This is a genomic window from Neobacillus sp. NPDC093182 (genome assembly GCF_044754045.1).
The window spans coordinates 184527-206796 of record NZ_JBIVOI010000013.1; the positions used below are offsets into that span (position 1 = coordinate 184527).

The 22270-nt window shown below is 38.1% G+C and carries 21 protein-coding genes; all 21 read left to right on the forward strand.

All coding sequences use genetic code 11. The annotated features are described in order from the left end of the window. Positions 1–49: 49 nt before the first annotated feature. The 21 genes from ACIQAA_RS22610 to ACIQAA_RS22710 all read left to right on the forward strand — a co-directional run bounded on the left by ACIQAA_RS22610 (position 50) and on the right by ACIQAA_RS22710 (position 22157). Positions 50–1573: an ABC transporter ATP-binding protein gene (locus tag ACIQAA_RS22610; protein ID WP_402623964.1), complete on the forward strand. Its 1524-nt coding sequence runs from the start codon at positions 50–52 to the stop codon at positions 1571–1573. Further along, a complete protein-coding gene (locus ACIQAA_RS22615; protein ID WP_402623966.1) occupies positions 1570–2646 on the forward strand; it encodes an ABC transporter permease in 1077 nt (358 codons plus the stop codon). Before ACIQAA_RS22610 ends, ACIQAA_RS22615 begins: the two co-directional genes overlap by 4 nt. 1 nt (position 2647) lies before the next feature. Further along, complete coding sequence (locus tag ACIQAA_RS22620; protein WP_402623968.1) at positions 2648–3598, forward strand: ABC transporter permease; 951 nt, start codon at positions 2648–2650, stop codon at positions 3596–3598. A 194-nt stretch (positions 3599–3792) separates the two neighbouring features. Next, complete coding sequence (yfmF, locus tag ACIQAA_RS22625; RefSeq protein ID WP_402623971.1) at positions 3793–5073, forward strand: EF-P 5-aminopentanol modification-associated protein YfmF; 1281 nt, start codon at positions 3793–3795, stop codon at positions 5071–5073. After that, entirely contained in the window at positions 5073–6362 is a 1290-nt protein-coding gene (gene yfmH, locus ACIQAA_RS22630) for an EF-P 5-aminopentanol modification-associated protein YfmH (RefSeq protein ID WP_402623973.1), read from the forward strand. Before yfmF ends, yfmH begins: the two co-directional genes overlap by 1 nt. A gap of 81 nt (positions 6363–6443) precedes the next feature. Then, positions 6444–7166, forward strand: a complete 723-nt coding sequence (gene ymfI / locus ACIQAA_RS22635) for an elongation factor P 5-aminopentanone reductase (protein WP_402624035.1) — start codon at positions 6444–6446, stop codon at positions 7164–7166. Positions 7167–7245: 79 nt separating this feature from the next. Further along, positions 7246–7503 carry a DUF3243 domain-containing protein gene (locus ACIQAA_RS22640; RefSeq protein ID WP_402623976.1) on the forward strand — a complete coding sequence of 86 codons (258 nt, stop codon included), beginning with the start codon at positions 7246–7248 and terminating at the stop codon, positions 7501–7503. A gap of 154 nt (positions 7504–7657) precedes the next feature. Further along, positions 7658–8449, forward strand: a complete 792-nt coding sequence (locus ACIQAA_RS22645) for a DUF3388 domain-containing protein (RefSeq protein WP_402623978.1) — start codon at positions 7658–7660, stop codon at positions 8447–8449. Between the two features lie 21 nt (positions 8450–8470). After that, complete coding sequence (locus ACIQAA_RS22650; RefSeq protein WP_402623981.1) at positions 8471–9391, forward strand: helix-turn-helix domain-containing protein; 921 nt, start codon at positions 8471–8473, stop codon at positions 9389–9391. A 51-nt stretch (positions 9392–9442) separates the two neighbouring features. Continuing rightward, a complete protein-coding gene (gene pgsA / locus ACIQAA_RS22655; RefSeq protein WP_402623984.1) occupies positions 9443–10021 on the forward strand; it encodes a CDP-diacylglycerol--glycerol-3-phosphate 3-phosphatidyltransferase in 579 nt (192 codons plus the stop codon). An 18-nt stretch (positions 10022–10039) separates the two neighbouring features. Further along, positions 10040–11293, forward strand: a complete 1254-nt coding sequence (locus ACIQAA_RS22660; RefSeq protein ID WP_402623986.1) for a competence/damage-inducible protein A — start codon at positions 10040–10042, stop codon at positions 11291–11293. 262 nt (positions 11294–11555) lie between these two features. Next, a complete protein-coding gene (recA, locus tag ACIQAA_RS22665) occupies positions 11556–12596 on the forward strand; it encodes a recombinase RecA (RefSeq protein WP_179602312.1) in 1041 nt (346 codons plus the stop codon). A 312-nt stretch (positions 12597–12908) separates the two neighbouring features. Beyond that, complete coding sequence (rny, locus tag ACIQAA_RS22670; RefSeq protein ID WP_402623989.1) at positions 12909–14468, forward strand: ribonuclease Y; 1560 nt, start codon at positions 12909–12911, stop codon at positions 14466–14468. Between the two features lie 108 nt (positions 14469–14576). Then, positions 14577–15374 (forward strand): TIGR00282 family metallophosphoesterase, encoded by a 798-nt coding sequence (locus ACIQAA_RS22675; protein WP_402623992.1) that lies wholly within the window; start codon positions 14577–14579, stop codon positions 15372–15374. A 171-nt stretch (positions 15375–15545) separates the two neighbouring features. Continuing rightward, positions 15546–15806, forward strand: coding sequence for a stage V sporulation protein SpoVS (gene spoVS / locus ACIQAA_RS22680; RefSeq protein ID WP_003181955.1), 261 nt, complete (start codon positions 15546–15548; stop codon positions 15804–15806). A 466-nt stretch (positions 15807–16272) separates the two neighbouring features. Further along, positions 16273–18009: a 2-oxoacid:acceptor oxidoreductase subunit alpha gene (locus ACIQAA_RS22685; RefSeq protein ID WP_402624007.1), complete on the forward strand. Its 1737-nt coding sequence runs from the start codon at positions 16273–16275 to the stop codon at positions 18007–18009. Between the two features lie 2 nt (positions 18010–18011). Then, on the forward strand, positions 18012–18878 hold the full coding sequence (locus tag ACIQAA_RS22690; RefSeq protein WP_402624010.1) for a 2-oxoacid:ferredoxin oxidoreductase subunit beta: 867 nt from the start codon (positions 18012–18014) through the stop codon (positions 18876–18878). A 190-nt stretch (positions 18879–19068) separates the two neighbouring features. Continuing rightward, positions 19069–20613 carry a tRNA (N6-isopentenyl adenosine(37)-C2)-methylthiotransferase MiaB gene (gene miaB / locus ACIQAA_RS22695; RefSeq protein ID WP_402624012.1) on the forward strand — a complete coding sequence of 515 codons (1545 nt, stop codon included), beginning with the start codon at positions 19069–19071 and terminating at the stop codon, positions 20611–20613. A 1-nt stretch (position 20614) separates the two neighbouring features. Further along, the gene (locus ACIQAA_RS22700; protein ID WP_402624015.1) at positions 20615–21064 is read left to right on the forward strand and encodes a YlbF/YmcA family competence regulator; all 450 of its coding nucleotides are present in this window, start codon (positions 20615–20617) and stop codon (positions 21062–21064) included. Positions 21065–21294: 230 nt separating this feature from the next. Next, complete coding sequence (locus ACIQAA_RS22705; protein WP_402624018.1) at positions 21295–21840, forward strand: outer spore coat protein CotE; 546 nt, start codon at positions 21295–21297, stop codon at positions 21838–21840. Positions 21841–21956: 116 nt separating this feature from the next. Further along, complete coding sequence (locus ACIQAA_RS22710) at positions 21957–22157, forward strand: hypothetical protein (protein WP_402624020.1); 201 nt, start codon at positions 21957–21959, stop codon at positions 22155–22157. Positions 22158–22270: the final 113 nt, after the last annotated feature.

The following is a 22270-nucleotide window of genomic DNA, read 5'->3' on the forward strand; positions in this document are numbered from 1 at the left end:
TCCCTATTTTCAAAGAATTTGAGTCTAAATAAAAAAGGTGAGTGCTACTATGAGTTATGTGGTTGAAATGCTGAATATTAGGAAGGAATTCCCTGGTATTGTAGCAAATGATAACATTACCCTAACTTTAAAAAAAGGCGAAATACATGCCTTACTAGGGGAAAACGGTGCCGGTAAATCAACACTAATGGGTGTATTATTTGGTATGTATCAACCTGAAAAAGGGATCATTAAAATACGGGAAAAGGAAGTAAAAATTACTAATCCTAATGTGGCCAATCAACTTGGTATTGGTATGGTCCATCAGCATTTTAAATTAGTAGAAAATTTTACAGTAACTGAAAATATTATCCTAGGCAGTGAACCATTAAAAGGAATGGTTCTAGATATTAATAAGGCTGCTAAAAGAATTGCAGAGTTATCAAAACATTACGGTTTAAATGTTGACCCTCATGCAAAGATCGAAGATATTTCAGTAGGTATGCAGCAAAGAGTAGAAATAATGAAAATGCTTTATCGTGAAGCGGAGGTTCTTATTTTTGATGAACCAACTGCAGTTTTAACCCCTCATGAAATCGAAGAATTAATGAAGATCATGCGTAACCTAATCAATGAAGGTAAATCGATTATCATCATTACACATAAGTTAAAAGAAATTAAAGCGGTTGCAGACCGTTGTACTGTTATTCGACGTGGAAAAGGAATTGGAACGGTTAACGTAAAAGAAACAAGCGAAGCACAGATGGCAGAAATGATGGTTGGCCGCCAAGTTAACTTTAAAGTGGATAAGAAAGCTAGTACACCTGGTGAGGTTGTACTTCAAATAGATTCTCTTTCTGTAAGAAATAACAGAAAAGTATTAGGACTGAAAAATTTCTCTGTTGAAGTCAAACGAGGAGAAATAGTAGGTATCGCTGGGGTCGAAGGGAATGGACAATCAGAGATCGTTGAAGCGATTACCGGACTTAGAAAAGTAGAATCTGGAAAAATTCTATTAAAAGGTAAAGAGATTACAAATATTCCAATTCGCCAAAGAATCGAAAGCGGAATTGGCCATATCCCTGAAGATAGACATAGAAGGGGGCTTGTTCTTGATTATACACTAGAAAATAACATGGTTTTAGAGGTTTATAATAAACCACCGTTTGCAAAGGCTGGATTACTAAATGGTGCCGCAATTAGGAAATATGCTAAAAGTATCTTAGAAAACTTTGACGTTCGTTCAGGTGAAGGCGGAGCTTCCATTGCAAGAACGCTATCTGGAGGGAATCAGCAAAAGGCTATCATCGGCCGTGAAATGGAACTAGATCCTGATTTACTCATTGCTGTACAGCCTACTCGTGGATTGGATGTAGGATCGATTGAGTATATCCACAAAAGATTAATCGAGCATCGTGATAAAGGGAAGGCAGTTCTTCTAGTTTCTTTAGAGCTGGACGAAGTACTGCAGCTTTCAGACCGTATTGCCATCGTTAATAATGGAGAGTTGATCGGAACCGTTAATGCTGCTGAAACAAACGAGAATGAGGTAGGACTGATGATGGCAGGAGTGAGCAAGGAGGCAAGCGTATGAGAAACACCATTGTATCATTAATATCAATTATTTTAGGATTAATAGCAGGTGGTCTGCTAATGCTCTTCATAGGGTCCAGCCCAATTGAAGGTTACACATATTTATTTCAAGGTGCTTTAAAGAATATATCACGTATTGGTGATACTCTTGCAACTGCAACACCACTCGTTTTTACTGGACTTGCTGTCGCTTTTGCTTTCCGTACAGGTCTATTTAATATCGGTGCTGCTGGTCAAATGTTAATTGGCGGTCTCGCAGCTACTGCTGTTGGATTAACGTTTGATTTTTCACGACCTATATTAATCCTTCTAATGGTACTAGCTGGTATTGTCGGCGGAGCCTTATGGGCATTTATTCCAGGTTATTTTAAAGCAAGATTCAATGTACATGAAGTAGTATCAACTATCATGATGAACTGGATTGCTTATTGGACAGTTTATTATATTGTTCCTGCGTATTTTAAAGGTGGAACCGAAACAGAATCAAAACTAATCCCAGAAACTGCTTCATTAAAAATGCCTGTGTTGTCTGAAATGTTTCAAGGATCGTATATAAACATGGGAATTTTCTTTGCGATAATTGCTGTAATTGTTATTGCATTTATTATTAATAAAACAACTTTAGGATTTGAATTAAAAGCTGTAGGATTCAATCGACATGCTGCAGAATATGCAGGTATGAAAGTTAATCGCAATATTATCTTATCGATGTTAATATCAGGTGCTCTTGCAGGTCTGGGTGGGGTAGCATTATACACTGGTAATGCTTCCAGTATCCAAATCGGTATTTTACCGACACAGGGCTATGATGGAATTGCCGTAGCATTACTTGGAGCAAACTCTCCGGTTGGAGTATTCTTTGCAGCACTCCTTTTTGGGATTCTTTATTCTGGAACAGGCTTTATGAACGCGATGATCGAGATCCCGCCAGAACTTGCAAATACAATCATTGCGATTATTATTTACTTTGCTGCTACTAGCGTTCTGATTCACCGTTTATTAAATAAATTCCGTAAGACTCGTTCAAATGCAAATGATGTAAATGGACCTGTTGGCAAGAAGGGAGAAGCATAATATGTGGGCCATAATTGAACAAATATTCCCTTACGCAATTGTTTTTACAATTCCTCTTCTTATTACAGCATTAGGTGGTCTTTTTAGTGAAAGAAGCGGTATTGTTAATATCGGATTGGAAGGTTTAATGATTTCAGGAGCATTTGCGAGTGCAATAACTGTTAACTTTCTGCAAGATAGTATGTCTGGATCAGCGGTATTATGGATTGGATTATTAGTAGCGGTGATAGTAGGGATTTTGTTTTCCTTATTACATGCATTTGCCAGCATCAACTTAAGTGCTGACCAAGTAATCAGTGGTACAGCGATTAACATGATTGCAACGGCTCTAACAGTTTTCTTAGCTAGAAATATAACTGGTAGTGGTAACATTCGTATCACCAGCGGTTTTACACCATTTGATGTGCCAATTTTATCTCAAATCCCAATTATCGGGGATTTATTGTTTTCAAAAACGTATGCGACAACTTGGTTTATTTTATTAGTATTACTTGTTAGTGCGTTTATTCTAAATAAAACCAAATTTGGCTTGCGTTTAAAGTCTTGTGGTGAGTTTCCACAGGCTGCTCAAGCAGCAGGGATTAATGTTGTAAGAATCCGTTATATCGGTGTTATGATTTCTGGTGCATTATCAGGATTAGGCGGCGCAATCATTATTTTAACTTACGCAGGCGAATTTACTGGTTCCGTTTCAGGACTTGGATTCTTAGCGCTTGCTTCCTTAATCTTTGGTCAATGGAGACCGCTTGGTATCTTAGGAGCAACGTTATTCTTCGGATTTGCCAGTACAATCGCGAACGTATCTCAGGTTATTCCTGAACTGGCTGTTATTCCGCCAGTCATTCTAAAGATTTTCCCATATGTGGTAACGTTAATTGCTTTAGTTATCTTCTCTAAGTCTTCACAAGCACCTAAAGCAGCTGGAGAACCATTTGATCCAGGAAAACGATAATCATAGTAAGGTAAAAGGCTGGCTATTTTGTCAGCCTTTTTTCTTTTGTCGTCAGTGGTTTTAGCTTGTAAAAACCAAGCCTGGCAAATTATAGTAAGAATAAGCGATAAAAACAATGGAAAAGATGTAAAATAACACGATGAATGTTTACATATATAATAAGAAGGATTTTGAAATCTGAAGGAGGTTTTGAGATGGATTCAACTGCCGAAAAAATAACCACTATGCAGGGATACAAACTCCATGTCATTGAAACAGATAAATACAAAACGAATACATTTGTATGGAAAATGAAAGCACCTTTAACAAAGGAAGATGTAACAAAAAGAGCATTGCTTCCTCATGTTTTACAAAGCAGCTCCGCGAAATATCCAACAACAACCGCATTACGTTCTTATTTAGATGAATTATATGGCGCCACGCTATTTGTTGATTTAGCGAAAAAAGGTGAATATCATATCATTAGTTTCACACTTGAGATAGCAAATGAGAAATTCTTAAGTGATCCTGCGCCACTATTGGAAAAAGGTTTCGAACTTCTTTCGGAGGTTTTGACAAAACCAAAAGCGTCAGGCAACGCATTTGATCAAGAGACAGTGAACAAAGAAAAGAGAACATTAAAACAGCGAATTCAATCTGTTTATGATGATAAAATGCGTTATTCCAATGTACGCCTGCTGCAAGAAATGTGTAAGGGCGAACCCTACGCTCTACAAGTTAACGGTGAAGCAGAGGATGTAGATACTATTACTCAAGAAAATTTATACGATTATTTTAAAAAGGCGTTTTCCGAAGATGAAATGGACCTTTATGTCATTGGTGACGTAAAGGAAGATGAAGTAAAAAGCCTTGCAGAGAGTTTATTGAAATTTGAAAACCGTACACCGAAAAAGGTAGTATCCACTGAGATACAAAAAAAGGAACAGGTAAATGAAATTAAAGAAGAACAGGATGTCAAGCAAGGAAAATTAAATGTCGGGTACCGTACAAATATTGTCTATGGCGACTCCGATTATTTCGCACTTCAATTGTTCAATGGCATTTTTGGAGGATTTTCACATTCAAAATTGTTTATCAATGTCCGTGAAAAGGCAAGCCTCGCTTATTATGTATCCAGCAGGCTGGAGAGCCATAAGGGACTGATGATGGTCATGTCAGGGATAGACTTGAAGAACTATGACCAGGCAGTGGGAATCATTCGCGATCAGTTAGAAGCGATGCAAAAAGGCGACTTTTCTGATCAAGAATTAATCCAAACAAAAGCAGTGATTCGAAATCAAATTCTTGAAACCATTGATACCTCCCGAGGATTAACAGAAATTCTTTATCATAATGTTGTGGCTGCCAAGGATATAAAACTTGAGCAGTGGATCAATGATATGGAAAAGACGACAAGGGAAGAAATTGTCGCTGTTGCAAATAAAATTGAACTTGATACCATCTACTTCTTAACTGGAACGGAGGCGGTAAAATAATGGAGAAAATCAATTTTGACCAGCTCCAAGAAGAACTTTACCATGAAAAGTTACCCAATGGGTTAAATGTCTATATTCTGCCAAAAAAAGGTTTTAACAAGACGTTTGCTACTTTTACGACAAAGTATGGTTCCATTGATAATAATTTTGTGCCATTAGGAAAAGAAGAATATGTGAAAGTACCCGATGGTATTGCCCATTTTCTTGAGCATAAGCTTTTTGAAAAGGAAGATGGAGACGTTTTTCAACAGTTTAGCAGACAGGGTGCTTCAGCCAATGCCTTTACTTCTTTTACCCGTACAGCCTATTTGTTTTCCAGCACTTCGGATGTAGAGAAAAACCTAGAAACGTTAGTTGATTTCGTTCAGGATCCTTATTTTTCGGAAAAAACGGTTGAAAAGGAAAAAGGGATTATCGGTCAGGAAATAACCATGTATGATGATAATCCAGACTGGCGTTTATATTTTGGACTGATACAAAATTTGTATCAAAACCATCCTGTAAAAATTGATATTGCCGGTACCATTGAATCGATTTCTCATATTACAAAAGATTTGCTTTATGAGTGCTATAATACCTTCTACCATCCGAGCAATATGTTATTGTTCATTGTTGGGCCAGTTGACCCTAATAAGTTTATGGATCAAGTACGTGAAAACCAAGCGAAAAAGGATTACAAAGAGATGCCAGAGATTAAGCGTAAATTTGAAGATGAGCCGCTTCAGACTGCTGAGCCAAAACAAGTGCTGGAAATGAATGTGCAAACATCTAAATGTTTAATTGGGATGAAAGCACTGCATGTAGATCAAACGGGACCAGAGTTATTAAAAAATGAATTAACCATGAATGTACTCTTGGATTTGTTGTTTGGTAAGAGCTCTGAAAATTATAATCAACTTTATAATCAAGGTCTGATTGATGAAACATTCTCTTATGATTACACACAGGAACAAGGCTTTGGCTTCGCGATGGTCGGCGGTGATACCGAAAATCCGGATAAACTTGCTGAGGAGCTTAAAAACATGCTGTTTCAAGCTAAGAATGGAACCACATTTGCAGAAGAGCAATTAGAACGAGCTAAAAAGAAAAAAATTGGGGCATTTTTACGTGCTGTGAATTCACCAGAATATATTGCTAACCAGTTCACAAGATATGCCTTTAACGATATGAATTTGTTCGATGTGGTTCCTACACTAGAAAAAATAACGATGGATGATATTAAAACAATGGCATCAGAAGTTATTTCAGAAGAACGTTTCTCAGTCTGCCAAGTGATACCTAAGAAATAACAAAGAAGCGTCGCTAGCCGGCGCTTTTCTTTTCGTTTATTATGAGGAGTAGTTATAATAGAAAGAGTGAAGCATGTGGAAGTGGAAAAATACGCATTAATTACGGGAGCAAGCGGCGGAATTGGACAAGCGGTGGCTTTAAAATTAGCCTCTCTAGGCTATAATTTGTATCTGCATTTTAATCAAAATGAAGCATCAATAAGGGATTTGCTAAATCAACTTAAACCCTTTGGCGGTGTATATACTTCTATTCAAGCCAATTTAGAAGAGCCGGATGGTTATAAAAAGATTTGTTCTCAAATCTTCTCCCTCGATGCAATTGTTCATTGCAGCGGTAATACGCACTATGGCCTTCTGGTTGATGTTAAACAGGAAGATGTAGAATCATTAATGAGGGTTCATGTGATGAATCCTTTAATGATAACAAAAGAACTGCTGCCAAAACTAATTCAAAAACGTTCAGGAAATGTAATTCTTATTTCCTCCATCTGGGGTCAAACAGGTGCTGCCTGCGAAGTAGTTTATTCGACTGCCAAGGGAGCACAAATTTCGTTTGTAAAAGCATTAAGTAAAGAAGTGGCATTAAATGGGGTGCGGGTGAATGCTATTGCTCCTGGAGCCGTTGAAACACCAATGTTGAGCCAGTTCTCTGAGGAGGATAAACAAATTCTTCAATACGAAATTCCCATGGGCAGGTTAGGTGTTCCTGAGGAAATTGCGAATGGTGTTAAATTTTTACTATCTAATGAATCTTCCTATATTACAGGACAAGTTTTATCGATAAATGGCGGATGGTATGCATAAATTATACATATTTTTTCATGAATAAATTCCTCCCTATCATTGCAAAATAACAATGTACAACTATAAAGGAGGGTTGAATATGTCTGTTTTAGATAACTGGAAGCAATGGGAAGATTTTCTTGCTGACCGCCTTCACCAAGCACAAAATGAAGGCATGAGCGAGGGTGCTATAAGTGCACTTGCATTACAAATTGGTGATTACCTTGCAGAGCAGGTAGAACCGAAAAACGAGCAAGAAAGAATCCTTGCAGATCTTTGGTCTGTTGCCGATAAAGAAGAGCAGCAAGCCATTGCAAACATTATGCTTAAATTAGTTCAAAATAATGGAAGTCGTTAAGAGAGAGGGCAACCTCTCTTTTTTTCTTTTTTGGAGTGATACATACTTAATTATGGGATTGAACTTGTTTTTGCTTTCATCTTCTATCAAAATCATATATTATATTGGATAGATGAGGAAATGAAAAATTTGTCGTACGCCTAAGGAGGTTTTTATGGAGAAGAAAGAGTGGTATTTAGAATATGAGATTCAAAAAAACCGTCCTGGTTTATTGGGCGACATTTCATCACTGCTCGGAATGCTGTCAATTAATATTGTAACCATTAATGGAGTAGATGAAGGGCGACGCGGTTTATTAATCTTAGCAAAAGATGATAACCAAATTAAACGGTTAGAGTCAATTTTAAATACAATGGACACAATAAAAGTAATAAAGATTAGAGAACCAAAACTACGTGACCGCCTGGCTGTCCGTCATGGCCGATACATACAACGTGATGCGGATGATAAAAAGACATTCCGGTTTGTTCGAAGTGAACTCGGTGTATTGGTTGATTTTATGGCAGAGTTATTCAAGCAGGAAGGACACAAACTGATAGGTATTCGTGGAATGCCGAGGGTAGGTAAAACTGAGTCAGTAGTGGCAGCGAGTGTTTGTGCCAACAAGCGATGGTTGTTTGTATCTTCCACTCTTCTAAAACAAACGATACGTAACCAGCTGATTCAAGACGAATACAACGAAAACAATTTGTTTATACTTGATGGAATTGTTTCAACCAAACGTGCTAGTGAACGACATTGGCAGCTCGTTCGTGAAATCATGCGTTTACCGGCGGTTAAAGTGGTCGAACACCCTGATATCTTTGTCCAAAATTCCGAGTATACGCTTGATGATTTTGATTATATTATTGAGCTGCGAAACCATACGGACGAAGAAATTACATATGATATTGTCGACCAAAATAACTTATTCTCTGGATCTGATTTTGGAGATTTTGGATTTTAATTAATTGGAAGGTGTTAATAAGTGACTGAATTAGGTAATCGACTAAAAGAAGCGCGATTAGCCAAAGGATTAAGCTTAGAGGATTTACAGTCAATCACAAAAATTCAAAAACGGTATTTGATAGGGATTGAAGAAGGCAATTATTCTAGTATGCCCGGAAATTTTTATGTTCGTGCTTTTGTAAAACAATACGCTGAAGCACTGCAGCTTAACCCAGAAGAAATATTTGAAACATATAAGAACGAAATTCCAGCAACTCACAATGAGGATTTACCTGAGAAATTATCCAGGGTCAAAACGCGAAAGACGGTATCAGAAGGCTCCTCGAAAATTTTCGATATCATCCCAAAGGTCTTAATAGGGGTCTTTATTATTGGGGCTGCTGGGTTACTGTATTATTTCTTTGTTAATAACGTTGGAGACAAGGCCAATGACCAGATTAATAAGGAAAATGAACCTGTGAAATTTGTACGCTCTGAAAATCTGGACAAAGCAGATGAAACAGAAAAAGAAGATACAGAAGAAAATGACGCTACAAAAGAAAATGAAGAAGAAAAGAACGATGAACAAAAGACTGTTGAGGAAAATCCGGTTGTAGAAACTCCAAAACAAGAATTATCTGCTGTTCAAAATAGCGGGAAAAACTCTACCTATGATTTGAAAAATGCAGATAAATTTGTTGTGAAATTGGTTTCAACTGGGCAAACATGGGTAAATGTTAAAAATAGCAGTGGTCAATCCAAGTTTCAGGGTTTATTATCAACCACTGGTACGCAAAGCACAGAAGTAGATTTAACGGGCGACACCAAAGCAGTCATTGTCGTTGGCAGAACCGTCGATACTGAGATTTACGTAAATGACCAAAAGCTTGAGTATGCAATCGCACCTGCTGATGTGGTTCAACAGAACATTACGATTCAATATGTTCCGAAGAACGAATAGTCATCTAGTGATGACTATTTTTCGTTCTTACTATTACCTGGAGGAAAAACAATGAATGTACCAAATCAAATAACGATATCAAGGATTCTTTTAATTCCTATTTTCTTGATAATTATGCTTTTCCCCTTTGATTGGGGAAACATGCATTTACTGGGAGCTGACCTTCCGGTAACCCATTTTGTTGGAGCGTTAATCTTTATTTTTGCATCTGCTACAGATTGGGTAGATGGCTATTATGCACGAAAATATAATCTTGTTACAAATATGGGGAAATTCCTCGATCCGCTGGCAGATAAACTTCTTGTCTCTGCAGCGCTGGTTGTCCTTGTTGATCTTGGATATGCAGCCTCTTGGATTGTTATTGTAATCATAAGCAGGGAATTTGCTGTCACCGGCCTTCGTCTCTTGCTCGTGGAGGGCGGCGAAGTGGTAGCTGCTAATAATCTCGGTAAAATTAAAACCTGGGCACAAATTATCGCAATATCTGCACTTTTATTACATAATATTATTTTTGAAATGATTGGATTTCCATTTGATGATGTAGCATTATGGGTTGCGTTAATTTTTACGATCTGGTCGGGCTGGGATTATTTTTCGAAGAATATGCATGTTTTCAAAAATTCTAAATAGAACTTGGGGTAACGGATGATGAATGCAGAAATTATTGCTGTTGGTTCTGAATTACTACTGGGTCAAATCGTTAATAGTAATGCACGGTTTATTTCACAGCAACTTGCAGGACTAGGAATTAATGTTTTTTTTCATACGGTGGTTGGTGATAATCCTGACCGATTAAAGTCTGTAATAGAAATTGCAGAAAAACGGTCAAATTTAATCATTTTTACTGGAGGGCTGGGACCCACAAAAGATGATTTAACGAAGGAAACAATTGCCCGGCATTTAGGAAAAAATCTAGTAATGGATCAAGAAGCATTAGAATCTATTGAACTTTATTTTAAAAAGGGAAATAGGGTAATGACTGAAAATAATAAGAAGCAGGCCCTCGTTTTAGAGGATTCTACTATCCTTCCAAATCATCATGGGATGGCACCAGGCATGATGGTCGAGAATGGTAATTGCGTATATATGCTGCTGCCAGGACCGCCGAAAGAAATGGAGCCAATGTTTTTACACTTTGGTACTGCAGCTTTATCCAAACAAGTAAAAACGGATGAGAAAATAGTTTCTAGAGTTTTAAGGTTCTTTGGAATTGGTGAGGCAGCGTTAGAAACGGAAATCATTGATTTAATAGAACAACAGACAAATCCAACGATTGCCCCGCTCGCTGCAGAAGGAGAATGCACGTTACGGCTAACCGCGAAGCACCAAGATTTGCAAACGGCAGAGTTAATGCTTGATGAAGTAGAGGGTAACATTAGAGCTCGTGTTGGGCAGTTTTTATATGGGTATGACAATACTTCTCTAGTAGCTGAACTTATGAGAGTTTTAAAAGACAAGAAATTAACAATCTCGGCTGCAGAGAGCTTAACAGGAGGATTGTTTCAGCAGGAACTAACGAGTGTACCCGGTGTTAGTTCAGTCCTCAAGGGCGGAGTGGTTTGTTATACGAATGAGGTTAAGGAGAAAGTCTTAGGAGTTAAAAAGGAAACGATTGAAAAATTTGGGGTAGTAAGTCATGAGTGTGCGAAAGAGCTGGCTGAAAATGTTGCGGCATTAGTCTCTGCTGATATTGGGATTAGTTTCACTGGTGTTGCAGGTCCCGATGATATGGAGGGTAAACCTGTAGGAACAGTCTACATTGGGATATCGATTAGAGGAAAGCAAACAGTGGTTGAAAAACTGGAACTTGGCGGTTCAAGAGAAGCAAACCGGAGCCGTTCAGTAAAATATGGCTGCTATTATTTAATAAAGCATTTGCAAGAATCACAGAAAGCTAACTAAGCTCTCTGTGATTTTTTATTTTATAGTTTATTTTCTGACAATAGAAGAGTAAGTAAAAATCAATAAAAAAGGTAATTGAAAATAAATAAATGGCTGGCGGAATTACCTGTTTTTACATGACTATTAGATTCAAATTAATCGAATGAATGTTCGTCTTTTTGCTCGACAAATATCCTAAAAGAGGTTATATTATTAATAGGTTTTAAATTAAAAATTTTTAGCAGTAAAACTTAGGTTTTTAGATATAAAGGAGGAACTAGTAGTGAGTGATCGTAAAGCGGCCTTAGAAATGGCGCTAAAACAGATAGAAAAGCAATTTGGTAAAGGTTCCATCATGAAAATGGGAGAGAAGACAGACACAAGGATTTTAACAAGTCCAAGTGGCTCATTAGCCGTAGATTCAGCACTTGGTGTTGGCGGATATCCTAGAGGAAGAATTATCGAAATTTACGGACCCGAAAGCTCTGGTAAAACAACTGTTGCTTTACATGCAATTGCAGAAGTACAAGCAGCAGGCGGACAAGCAGCATTTATCGACGCTGAGCACGCACTTGACCCAGCATATGCACAAAAACTAGGGGTAAACATCGATGAGTTATTGTTATCCCAGCCTGATACAGGGGAACAGGCGCTAGAGATCGCAGAGGCACTTGTACGAAGCGGTGCAATTGATATTCTAGTAGTCGATTCCGTTGCAGCACTAGTTCCAAAAGCAGAAATTGAAGGAGAAATGGGAGATTCTCACATGGGTCTTCAAGCCCGTTTGATGTCTCAAGCACTCCGTAAACTTTCTGGTGTCATTAACAAATCGAAGACAATTGCAATCTTTATCAACCAGGTTCGTGAAAAAATTGGAGTTATGTTTGGAAACCCTGAGACAACTCCTGGTGGTCGTGCGTTAAAATTCTACTCAACGATTCGTGTGGAAGTACGTCGTGGAGAAGCTATTAAACAAGGTACGGACGTGGTTGGAAACAAAACCAAAATTAAGGTTGTTAAAAATAAAGTTGCGCCTCCATTCCGTACAGCTGAAGTGGATATTATGTATGGTGAAGGAATTTCTAAAGAGGGCGAGATCATTGATATTGGCTCTGAATTAGATATCGTTCAAAAGAGCGGTTCTTGGTATTCATACAATGAAGAAAGAATCGGTCAAGGCCGTGAAAATGCAAAGACTTTCTTAAGAGAAAATCCAAGTGTTCGTCTTGAAATTCAACAAAAGATTCGTGAACACTTCGGATTAGACGGGGAAAAAATAGTCACTGAAGCCGATGACGATGAACAGTTCGAATTAATAGACTAACAAAAAGAGCAAAGCCGATTAGGTTTTGCTCTTTTTAATAAAACGGATAATTATAAATATGTATGCATATTTATTCATTTGATAATACTTTTTATATTGTTAAAATATGAACAAAGTCTAAATATTTCAAAAAGCTGTCAGGAGTTACCCTTGACAATGAATATACACACATTTACAATTAACATGTATATTTTACATTTTTGTTAATATTACAATGAAAAGCCTGGTGCTTGCTGTATGTTGAACCTAACCAATGTACATGCCGACACTTAAAAAGTGTAACAAAAGTTCATAGCAAGAGGAGGTGTAACGATGGAACCTATTACTATCATCTCCATTTTGCTTGGCATTATCGTCGGTGCCGTTGTTGGCTATTTTGTTCGTAAATCCATTGCTGAAGCAAAAATAGCAGGTGCAAAGAATGCTGCTGAGCAGATTCTTGAAGATGCGAAGCGTGATGCTGATACATTGAAAAAAGAAGCATTGCTAGAGGCAAAGGATGAAATTCACAAGCTTCGTACAGAAGCCGAACGTGAGGTTCGTGAACGAAGAAATGAACTGCAAAAACAAGAAAACCGTTTACTGCAAAGAGAAGAGAATTTAGATCGAAAGGATGAATCGTTAAATAAACGAGAAATTCTGTTAGAAAAGAAGGATGATTCTCTAAACCAAAGACAACAGCATATTGAACAGATGGAAAGCAAAGTGGACGAGTTGGTACGAACACAACAAACTGAACTTGAACGTATTTCGAGTTTGACTCGTGAGGAAGCGAAGAACATCATTATCGATAAAATGGAGCAGGAATTAACCTACGACACTGCGATAATGATTAAGGAAAGTGAAAACCGCGCGAAAGAGGAAGCAGATAAGAAAGCGAAGGAAATTCTTTCGCTAGCAATCCAGCGTTGCGCTGCTGACCATGTTGCGGAAACGACTGTATCTGTAGTCAACCTTCCAAATGATGAGATGAAAGGCCGTATTATTGGCCGTGAAGGAAGAAATATCCGTACACTAGAGACACTTACAGGAATTGACTTGATTATCGATGATACTCCAGAAGCTGTAATTCTATCAGGATTCGACCCGATTCGTCGAGAAACAGCGCGATTAGCGCTTGAAAAGTTAGTCCAAGATGGAAGAATCCATCCTGCACGAATTGAGGAAATGGTCGAAAAATCTCGTCGTGAAGTGGATGAGTACATCCGTGAAGTCGGTGAACAAACGACTTTTGAAGTCGGAGTTCATGGATTACATCCGGATCTGATTAAAATCCTAGGACGATTAAAGTTCCGTACAAGTTACGGTCAAAATGTCTTAAAGCACTCAATGGAGGTTGCACAGCTCTCGGGCTTGCTTGCAGCTGAACTTGGTGAGGATGAAACACTGGCACGACGTGCAGGTCTATTACACGATATCGGAAAAGCAATTGACCATGAAGTAGAAGGAAGCCATGTTGAAATTGGGGTTGAACTTGCAACTAAATACAAGGAACACCCAGTGGTTATCAATAGTATTGCTTCACACCATGGTGACACGGAACCAACATCAACCATTGCAGTTCTAGTGGCTGCTGCTGACGCATTATCAGCTGCGAGACCTGGTGCACGCAGTGAGACTCTAGAAAACTATATCCGCCGTTTAGAAAAGCTGGAGGAAATTTCTGAGTCTTATGAGGGTGTTGAGAAATCCTTTGCAATCCAAGCTGGCCGAGAGGTACGTATCATTGTAAGACCAGATGCGGTTGATGATCTAGCTGCACATCGTCTGGCTCGCGATATTCGAAAACGAATCGAAGAAGAACTGGATTATCCAGGACACATTAAAGTGACAGTCATCCGTGAAACACGGGCTGTAGAATACGCAAAATAAAGCGGTGCTTTCGCACCGCTTTATTTTTTTTGTAATCCCACTTAAGGTTAAATAAAATAAAAGTGTGATACAATTTATAGTAAATAAATGCTTTCGAAAGGAAAACAAATGAACTTATTATTTATTGGAGATGTTGTAGGATCACCAGGTCGAGATATGGTAAAAGAGTATGTGCCGAAAATCAAGGAAAAATATCGACCAAATTTTACAATTATTAATGGTGAAAACGCCGCGGGAGGCAGAGGTATTACAGAAAAAATCTACCGAGAGTTTTTAGGTGCGGGCGCTCAGGCTGTAACCCTTGGAAATCACTCGTGGGATAACAAGGAGATTTTTGAATTTATCGAATCAGCAAAGAATATGGTACGTCCTGCAAACTTTCCAGAAGGGACTCCAGGAAAAGGGTTAGCGTTTTTTAAGGTGAATGACATAGAAGTAGCTGTCATCAATTTGCAGGGGCGAACCTTTATGCCTCCGTTAGATTGTCCTTTTAAAAAGGCAGATGAATTAGTGGAAATCGCTCAAGAGCGTACACCCTTTATCTTTGTGGATTTTCATGCAGAAGCTACCAGTGAAAAACAAGCAATGGGCTGGTATTTAGATGGGAGGGTTTCCGCAGTTGTAGGTACCCATACACATGTGCAAACAGCGGATAGCCGCGTCCTGCCAAACGGGACAGGCTATTTGACAGATGTAGGGATGACAGGTCCATATGATGGAATTCTTGGTATGGAGAGGGAAGCGGTCATCACAAAATTTCTTACAAGCCTTCCTGTAAGATTTGAAGTCCCTAAATCGGGCAGAACCCAGCTTAGCGGCGTCTACATGGAACTTGACAGAAAAACTGGAAAGTGCAAAAAAATGGAAAGAATTTTAATAAATGAAGATAATCCTTGGTTTTCTTAGCCTTCCACTTATGGAAGGTTATTTCTTTTTACTGATAAAAAAGCACTTTTTTTGTCCAAGCCGGAATATGTCTTTTGCAGAATGAATATAGTAGCAGTGGAATCTTATATACCTGATTTGCTCATGAAACTGCTCATGCCAGGATCGGGATTATACAAGGGGGAGCTAGGAATGGAAATATTAAAAGTTTCAGCAAAATCTAATCCTAATTCTGTAGCTGGTGCACTTGCTGGAGTTCTGCGTGAAAGAGGTGCAGCAGAAATACAGGCGATTGGTGCAGGTGCATTGAATCAAGCTGTTAAGGCAGTAGCGATTGCAAGAGGATTTGTAGCACCTAGCGGAGTTGATTTGATTTGCATCCCTGCGTTCACTGATATTCAGATTGATGGTGAAGAACGCACGGCTATAAAGCTTATTGTTGAACCAAGATGAAAGAGATAGAATCAATGATGTGAAACAGGATGAATAAAACAAACTTGTACCTGCTTAATTTATAAGCAGGTATTTTTATGTACAAATTATTATTATAATGTTATTCTAATATAAATGAAAACGTTTTCCATGATAGAGTATTAATGTAATATATTTTATTAAATTTAGTAATAAATCGCATAACAACAACGTTTTATAACAATTTTAAAGTGAGATATTCAGATTTACTAAAAGTCAATTTTTATAATATAAAAAAATATTCATATTTTAGACAATATTTCGTCTGAAAGGGTTGCAATTTTTGGATTAGAGGTCTAGAATTGTAAGCGTTTAGTACATATTCTGAATTCATATTATTTAGTTTTTAGTGCTTTAAAAGGCTAAATTCTAGTGATTTACTCGGAAAAGTGCTACACTATTAGTGATTTTAAAATATATTTTTTACATATCCAAAGGGGTGTAAGTCATGATCAATCAACTTTCGTGGAAAGTTGGCGGACAACAAGGGGAAGGTATTGAAAGTACAGGGGAAATATTTGCAATTGCATTGAATCGCCTCGGTTATTACTTGTATGGTTATCGTCACTTTTCATCTCGTATTAAAGGCGGTCATACAAACAACAAGATCAGAGTAAGTACGACTGAAGTTCGTTCAATCTCTGATGATCTTGATATTCTTGTCGCTTTTGACCAAGAGACAATCGATTTAAACTACAAAGAGTTACACAGCAAAGGTGTAATCCTTGCAGATGCAAAATTCACGCCAAAGAAACCAGAAGATACAGAAGCATCATTGTATGCGGTTCCATTTACAGAAATTGCTACTGAATTAGGAACTTCCCTAATGAAAAACATGGTAGCTATTGGTGCTACATCGGCTGTCTTGAATCTTGATATTCATGTTTTTGAAGAAGTAGTTCAAGAGATTTTTGGTAAAAAAGGTGCACAAGTAGTTGCGAAAAACATGGATGCCATTCAAGCTGGATATGATTATATGAAGAAACAGCTTGTAGACGGGATTGAAATAATGGAGCTTGAAAAAGCTGATGGCAAGAAGCGTATGTTCATGATTGGTAATGACGCGATTGCATTGGGAGCAGTTGCAGCTGGCTGCCGTTTCATGGCTGCTTATCCAATTACACCAGCTTCTGAAATAATGGAATATTTAATTAAAAAATTACCTGCGCTAGGCGGTTCGGTTATTCAAACAGAGGATGAAATTGCTGCTTGTACAATGGCAATTGGTGCAAACTATGCTGGTGTTCGTACGATTACCGCTTCTGCTGGTCCAGGACTATCTTTAAAAATGGAAGCAATTGGTCTATCTGGTATTACAGAAACTCCACTTGTTATTGTTGATACACAGCGTGGAGGTCCATCTACAGGATTACCAACAAAACAAGAACAGTCAGATTTAATGGCGATGATCTATGGAACTCATGGAGAAATCCCTAAAATCGTTATGGCTCCAAGTACTGTAGAAGAAGCATTCTATGATACTGCTGAGGCATTTAACCTTGCTGAAGAATATCAATGTCCTGTTATCATTCTTTCTGATCTTCAATTATCTCTAGGTAAACAGACTGTTGAACCATTAAGTATGGATAAAGTTGAAATTAGACGTGGTAAACTGGTAACAGATGAGATTCCTGAAATTGAAAACAAAGGATATTTCAAACGTTACGAAGTGACAGCTGATGGAGTTTCACCGCGTGTGATCCCTGGTATGAAAAATGGTATCCACCATGTAACAGGCGTTGAACATGATGAAACTGGTAAACCATCTGAGTCTGCAGCAAACAGAATTGCCCAAATGGACAAGCGATTCCGTAAAGTAGAAAATATTCGTTTCAACACACCAGTGTATAAAAATGTAAAACATGAAGATGCTGATGTCTTATTTGTTGGATTCAATTCAACCCGTGGTGTAATTGAAGAAGCAATGGTTCGTTTAGAAAACGATGGCTTAAAAGTAAACCATGCACAAATTCGTTTGATTCACCCATTCCCAACTGACGAAGTATTACCACTTGTTCGTTCAGCTAAAAAAGTAGTAGTTGTTGAGAACAACGCTACGGGACAATTGGCAAACATTATGAAAATGAATGTTGGTCATGCTGAGAAAATAGTTAAACATTTAAAATATGACGGGAATCCGTTCCTACCACACGAAGTATATACAAAATGTAAGGAGTTGTTCTAAGCATGGCCACTTTTAAAGACTTTAGAAATAATGTAAAACCGAACTGGTGCCCTGGCTGTGGCGACTTCTCTGTACAAGCGGCAATGCAACGTGCAGCAGCAAATGTAGGTCTAGAGCCTGAAAACTTAGCTGTTATTTCTGGTATCGGATGTTCTGGTCGTATCTCCGGATACATTAATTCATATGGCTTCCATGGAATTCATGGCCGTTCATTACCAATCGCACAAGGTGTAAAAATGGCAAACCGTGATTTAACAGTTATCGCTTCCGGTGGTGACGGAGACGGTTTTGCAATTGGTATGGGTCATACAATCCATGCAATCCGAAGAAATATTGATATTACTTACGTTGTAATGGATAACCAAATCTATGGCTTAACAAAGGGACAAACGTCTCCACGCTCCGCTGCTGGATTTAAAACAAAATCAACTCCGATGGGTTCGGTTGAACAAGCTATTTCTCCAATGGAGATGGCTCTAACTGCTGGAGCGACGTTTGTTGCACAAAGTTTTTCAACTGATTTAAAGGATTTAACTGCTTTAATTGAAGCAGGTATTAAGCATAAAGGGTTCTCTTTAATTAACGTATACAGCCCATGTGTAACGTACAATAAAGTCAACACATATGACTGGTTTAAAGAAAATCTAACTAAATTAAGCGATATTGAAGGTTATGATCCTTCCAACCGTGAAGAAGCTATGCAGACATTGATGAAGCATAATGGCTTGGTTACTGGTTTAATTTATCAAAACACAGAACGTCAATCTTATCAGGAATTAATCAATGGTTACTCTGAAACTCCTTTATCACAGGCTGATTTAAACCTTGACCAACAATATTTTGATAAATTAGTTGGCGAATTTATGTAATAGCAATTTGAAAAGTCCCGTAGTGTGCTGCTACGGGATTTTCTATTGTTTTCAAGCCTATTAACCTTTATACTATAATAATGTGCAGAAGTATGTTAGGTGCGCTCTAACACTATGTACAGGTAAAAATTTACTTTATTAATATTAATAGACACATCAATTAAAACGACTGAAAGGAGATTTAATACAAATGAATGAAAAACAACGTTTAGAATCTAAACAAATTGAAGCTGCTAATTCTTCGGACAAAAAATCCGCCAAGGATTATAGTAAGTACTTTGAACAAGTCATTACTGCACCATCTCTAAAAGACGCTAAAAAGCGTGGTAAAGAAGAAGTAAAATACCACAATGATTTCTCCATTCCTGAAGAGTTTCGCGGCATGGGTGAAGGCAGGAAGTTTTATATTCGTACGTACGGATGCCAGATGAACGAACACGATACGGAAGTAATGGCTGGAATCTTTTTGGCTTTAGGCTATGAACCGACTGACAAAACAGAAGACGCGAATGTTATCCTATTAAATACATGTGCTATTCGTGAAAATGCTGAAAATAAAGTGTTCGGTGAACTTGGACATTTAAAACATTTGAAGACAGAAAAGCCTGATTTACTCATAGGAGTATGTGGATGCATGTCACAGGAAGAATCTGTGGTCAATAAAATCTTAAAAACCTATAATCAAGTAGACATGATCTTCGGTACACATAACATTCATCGTCTGCCTAATATTTTACATGAAGCGTACATGTCAAAAGAAATGGTTGTTGAAGTATGGTCTAAAGAAGGTGACGTGATTGAAAACCTTCCAAAAGTAAGACGGGGAAATATTAAGGCATGGGTTAACATTATGTATGGCTGTGACAAATTCTGTACCTATTGTATCGTACCTTATACACGTGGTAAGGAACGAAGCCGCCGTCCGGAAGAGATTATCCAGGAAGTACGTCATTTAGCTGCGCAGGGTTATCAGGAAGTTACTCTGTTGGGCCAAAACGTAAATGCATATGGAAAAGATCTAGAGGGTTTGAACTATGGTCTAGGTGACCTTATGGATGAATTAAGGAAGATTGATATTCCGCGTATTCGTTTCACAACAAGTCACCCGCGTGATTTTGATGATCACTTGATTGAAGTCCTTGCAAAAGGCGGTAATCTAATGGATCATATTCACCTGCCTGTTCAATCAGGATCAACAGATGTATTAAAAATTATGGCTCGTAAATATACGAGAGAACAATATTTAGAGCTAGTTCGCAAGATTAAAGCGGCTATTCCAAATGTTGCATTAACAACTGACATTATCGTTGGGTATCCAAATGAAACGGATGAACAATTTGAAGAAACGTTATCTTTATATCGTGAAGTGGGCTATGAACTAGCTTATACGTTCATTTATTCTCCACGTGAAGGCACACCGGCAGCAAAAATGCAGGATAATGTCCCAATGGAGGTAAAGAAAGACCGTCTGCAAAGATTGAATGCTTTAGTAAACGAACTTTCAGCTGAAGCAATGAAAAAGTACAAAGGTCAAATTGTTGAAGTTCTTGTTGAAGGGGAAAGCAAGAACAATCCTGATGTCCTTGCAGGATACACTTCTAGAAACAAGCTTGTGAATTTTGCTGCTCCTAAATCAGCAATAGGTAAAATTGTTAAGGTGAAAATCACTGACACAAAAACATGGTCATTAAACGGAGAAATGGTGGAAGAATTAGAACCAGTCGAGGTGGAGTAAAGTGGCGAAGTATACAAAAGATGATATCGTTGCTCGTGCACAAGAATTGGCACGTATGATTGCAGAAACAGAGGAAGTTGATTTCTTTAAACGTGCAGAAGCACAGATACACGTAAACCCAAAGGTTAGTACGTTAATTTCAGATATCAAGGGTTTGCAAAAACAAGCAGTTAATTTACAGCATTACGGAAAGCCTGAGGCATTGAAAAAAGTAGAAGACAAAATTGCTTCGATTGAACAGGAACTAGATGAAATTCCAGTTGTTCAAGAATTTAAGCAGTCCCAATTGGAAGTAAATGAATTGCTTCAGTTGATTGCTACTACAATCTCTAATAAGGTAACAGATGTTATTATTGAGTCAACTGGCGGAGATGTCTTAAAAGGTGAAACAGGTGCAAGTATAAATAACGGTGGATCTTGCGGAAACCATGACCATGACCACGAACATTAAGTAAACCAAACCAGGCTTTTCTAAAGCCTGGTTTTTTTTGCGGTAAATAGCCCTAATAGAAAAATACCCCCTTTACGTAAAGTACATGCCTAAAAAGGAACCTACCTAAAGCTCCCGCATAAAATGAACTATGACTAAACTTTTAACCAGTATTCGCAGAAATATATCGCACACTAGTCTAATATCTTGCATAGGATGAAATGAAAATGAATGAGGAGGGTTCGCGCGAAATGGGAGAATACAGAGAGATAATTACGAAGGCCGTAGTAGCGAAAGGGCGTAAATTCACCCAGTCCAATCATACGATTAGCCCGGCACATAGTCCAACAAGCATTCTTGGATGTTGGATTATCAACCATAAATACAACGCGAAAAAAGTCGGCAAAACTGTAGAGATACACGGCTCGTATGACATCAACGTTTGGTATTCATTTAATGATAATACCAGAACAGAAGTAGTCACTGAGAAGGTTCAGTATACAGATGTCATTAAGTTACGATACCGTGACCATGATTGCTTGGATGACAATGAAATTTGTGCTCGAGTCTTGCAGCAGCCAAATTGTTGTGAAGCCGTTATCTCCCCAAATGGCAATCGAATCATTGTTCATGTTGAAAGGGAATTCCTCGTGGAAGTGATTGGCGAAACGAAAGTATGTGTCGCCATTAATCCAAAGGGATGCCATGATGATGACGATGATTGGGGAATGGAAGTTGACGACGAAGAATTTGAAGAACTAAATCCAGATTTCTTACTCGGCGTCGAAGAAGAATAAACAAACTAGGAAGTCTCTACTTCCTAGTTTTTTCTTTTTTATTATTTTATAATAAAAGAAAGAAGGTATGATAAAAAAGAAAAATCAGCAACCTATTTTTAGGAGGTGTCACAGATATGGAGCCTAGACAGCCTGGAAATAACAAACTGCCTGATTTCGACCAATTAAACGACAGAATCATTGTGGAGCAGCCATCAGGACCACACCTGGTTATTAAGACAAATCTCGACCCGCAGGATTCTACAGAAAATAACCCCTATTATCAGGGAAAAGAAACCAATAATCCAAAAGCATTTAGGGATTACTTTGAAGAATAAAAGCCAGGATCTCCTGGCTTTTTTATGTGCGCTTGGCAGCGCATCGCTCTTATGGGTGAAAGTCCCTAACATGCCGTTGTGGCGGAAATGTATAGCTGACAGGTAGTGCGAGT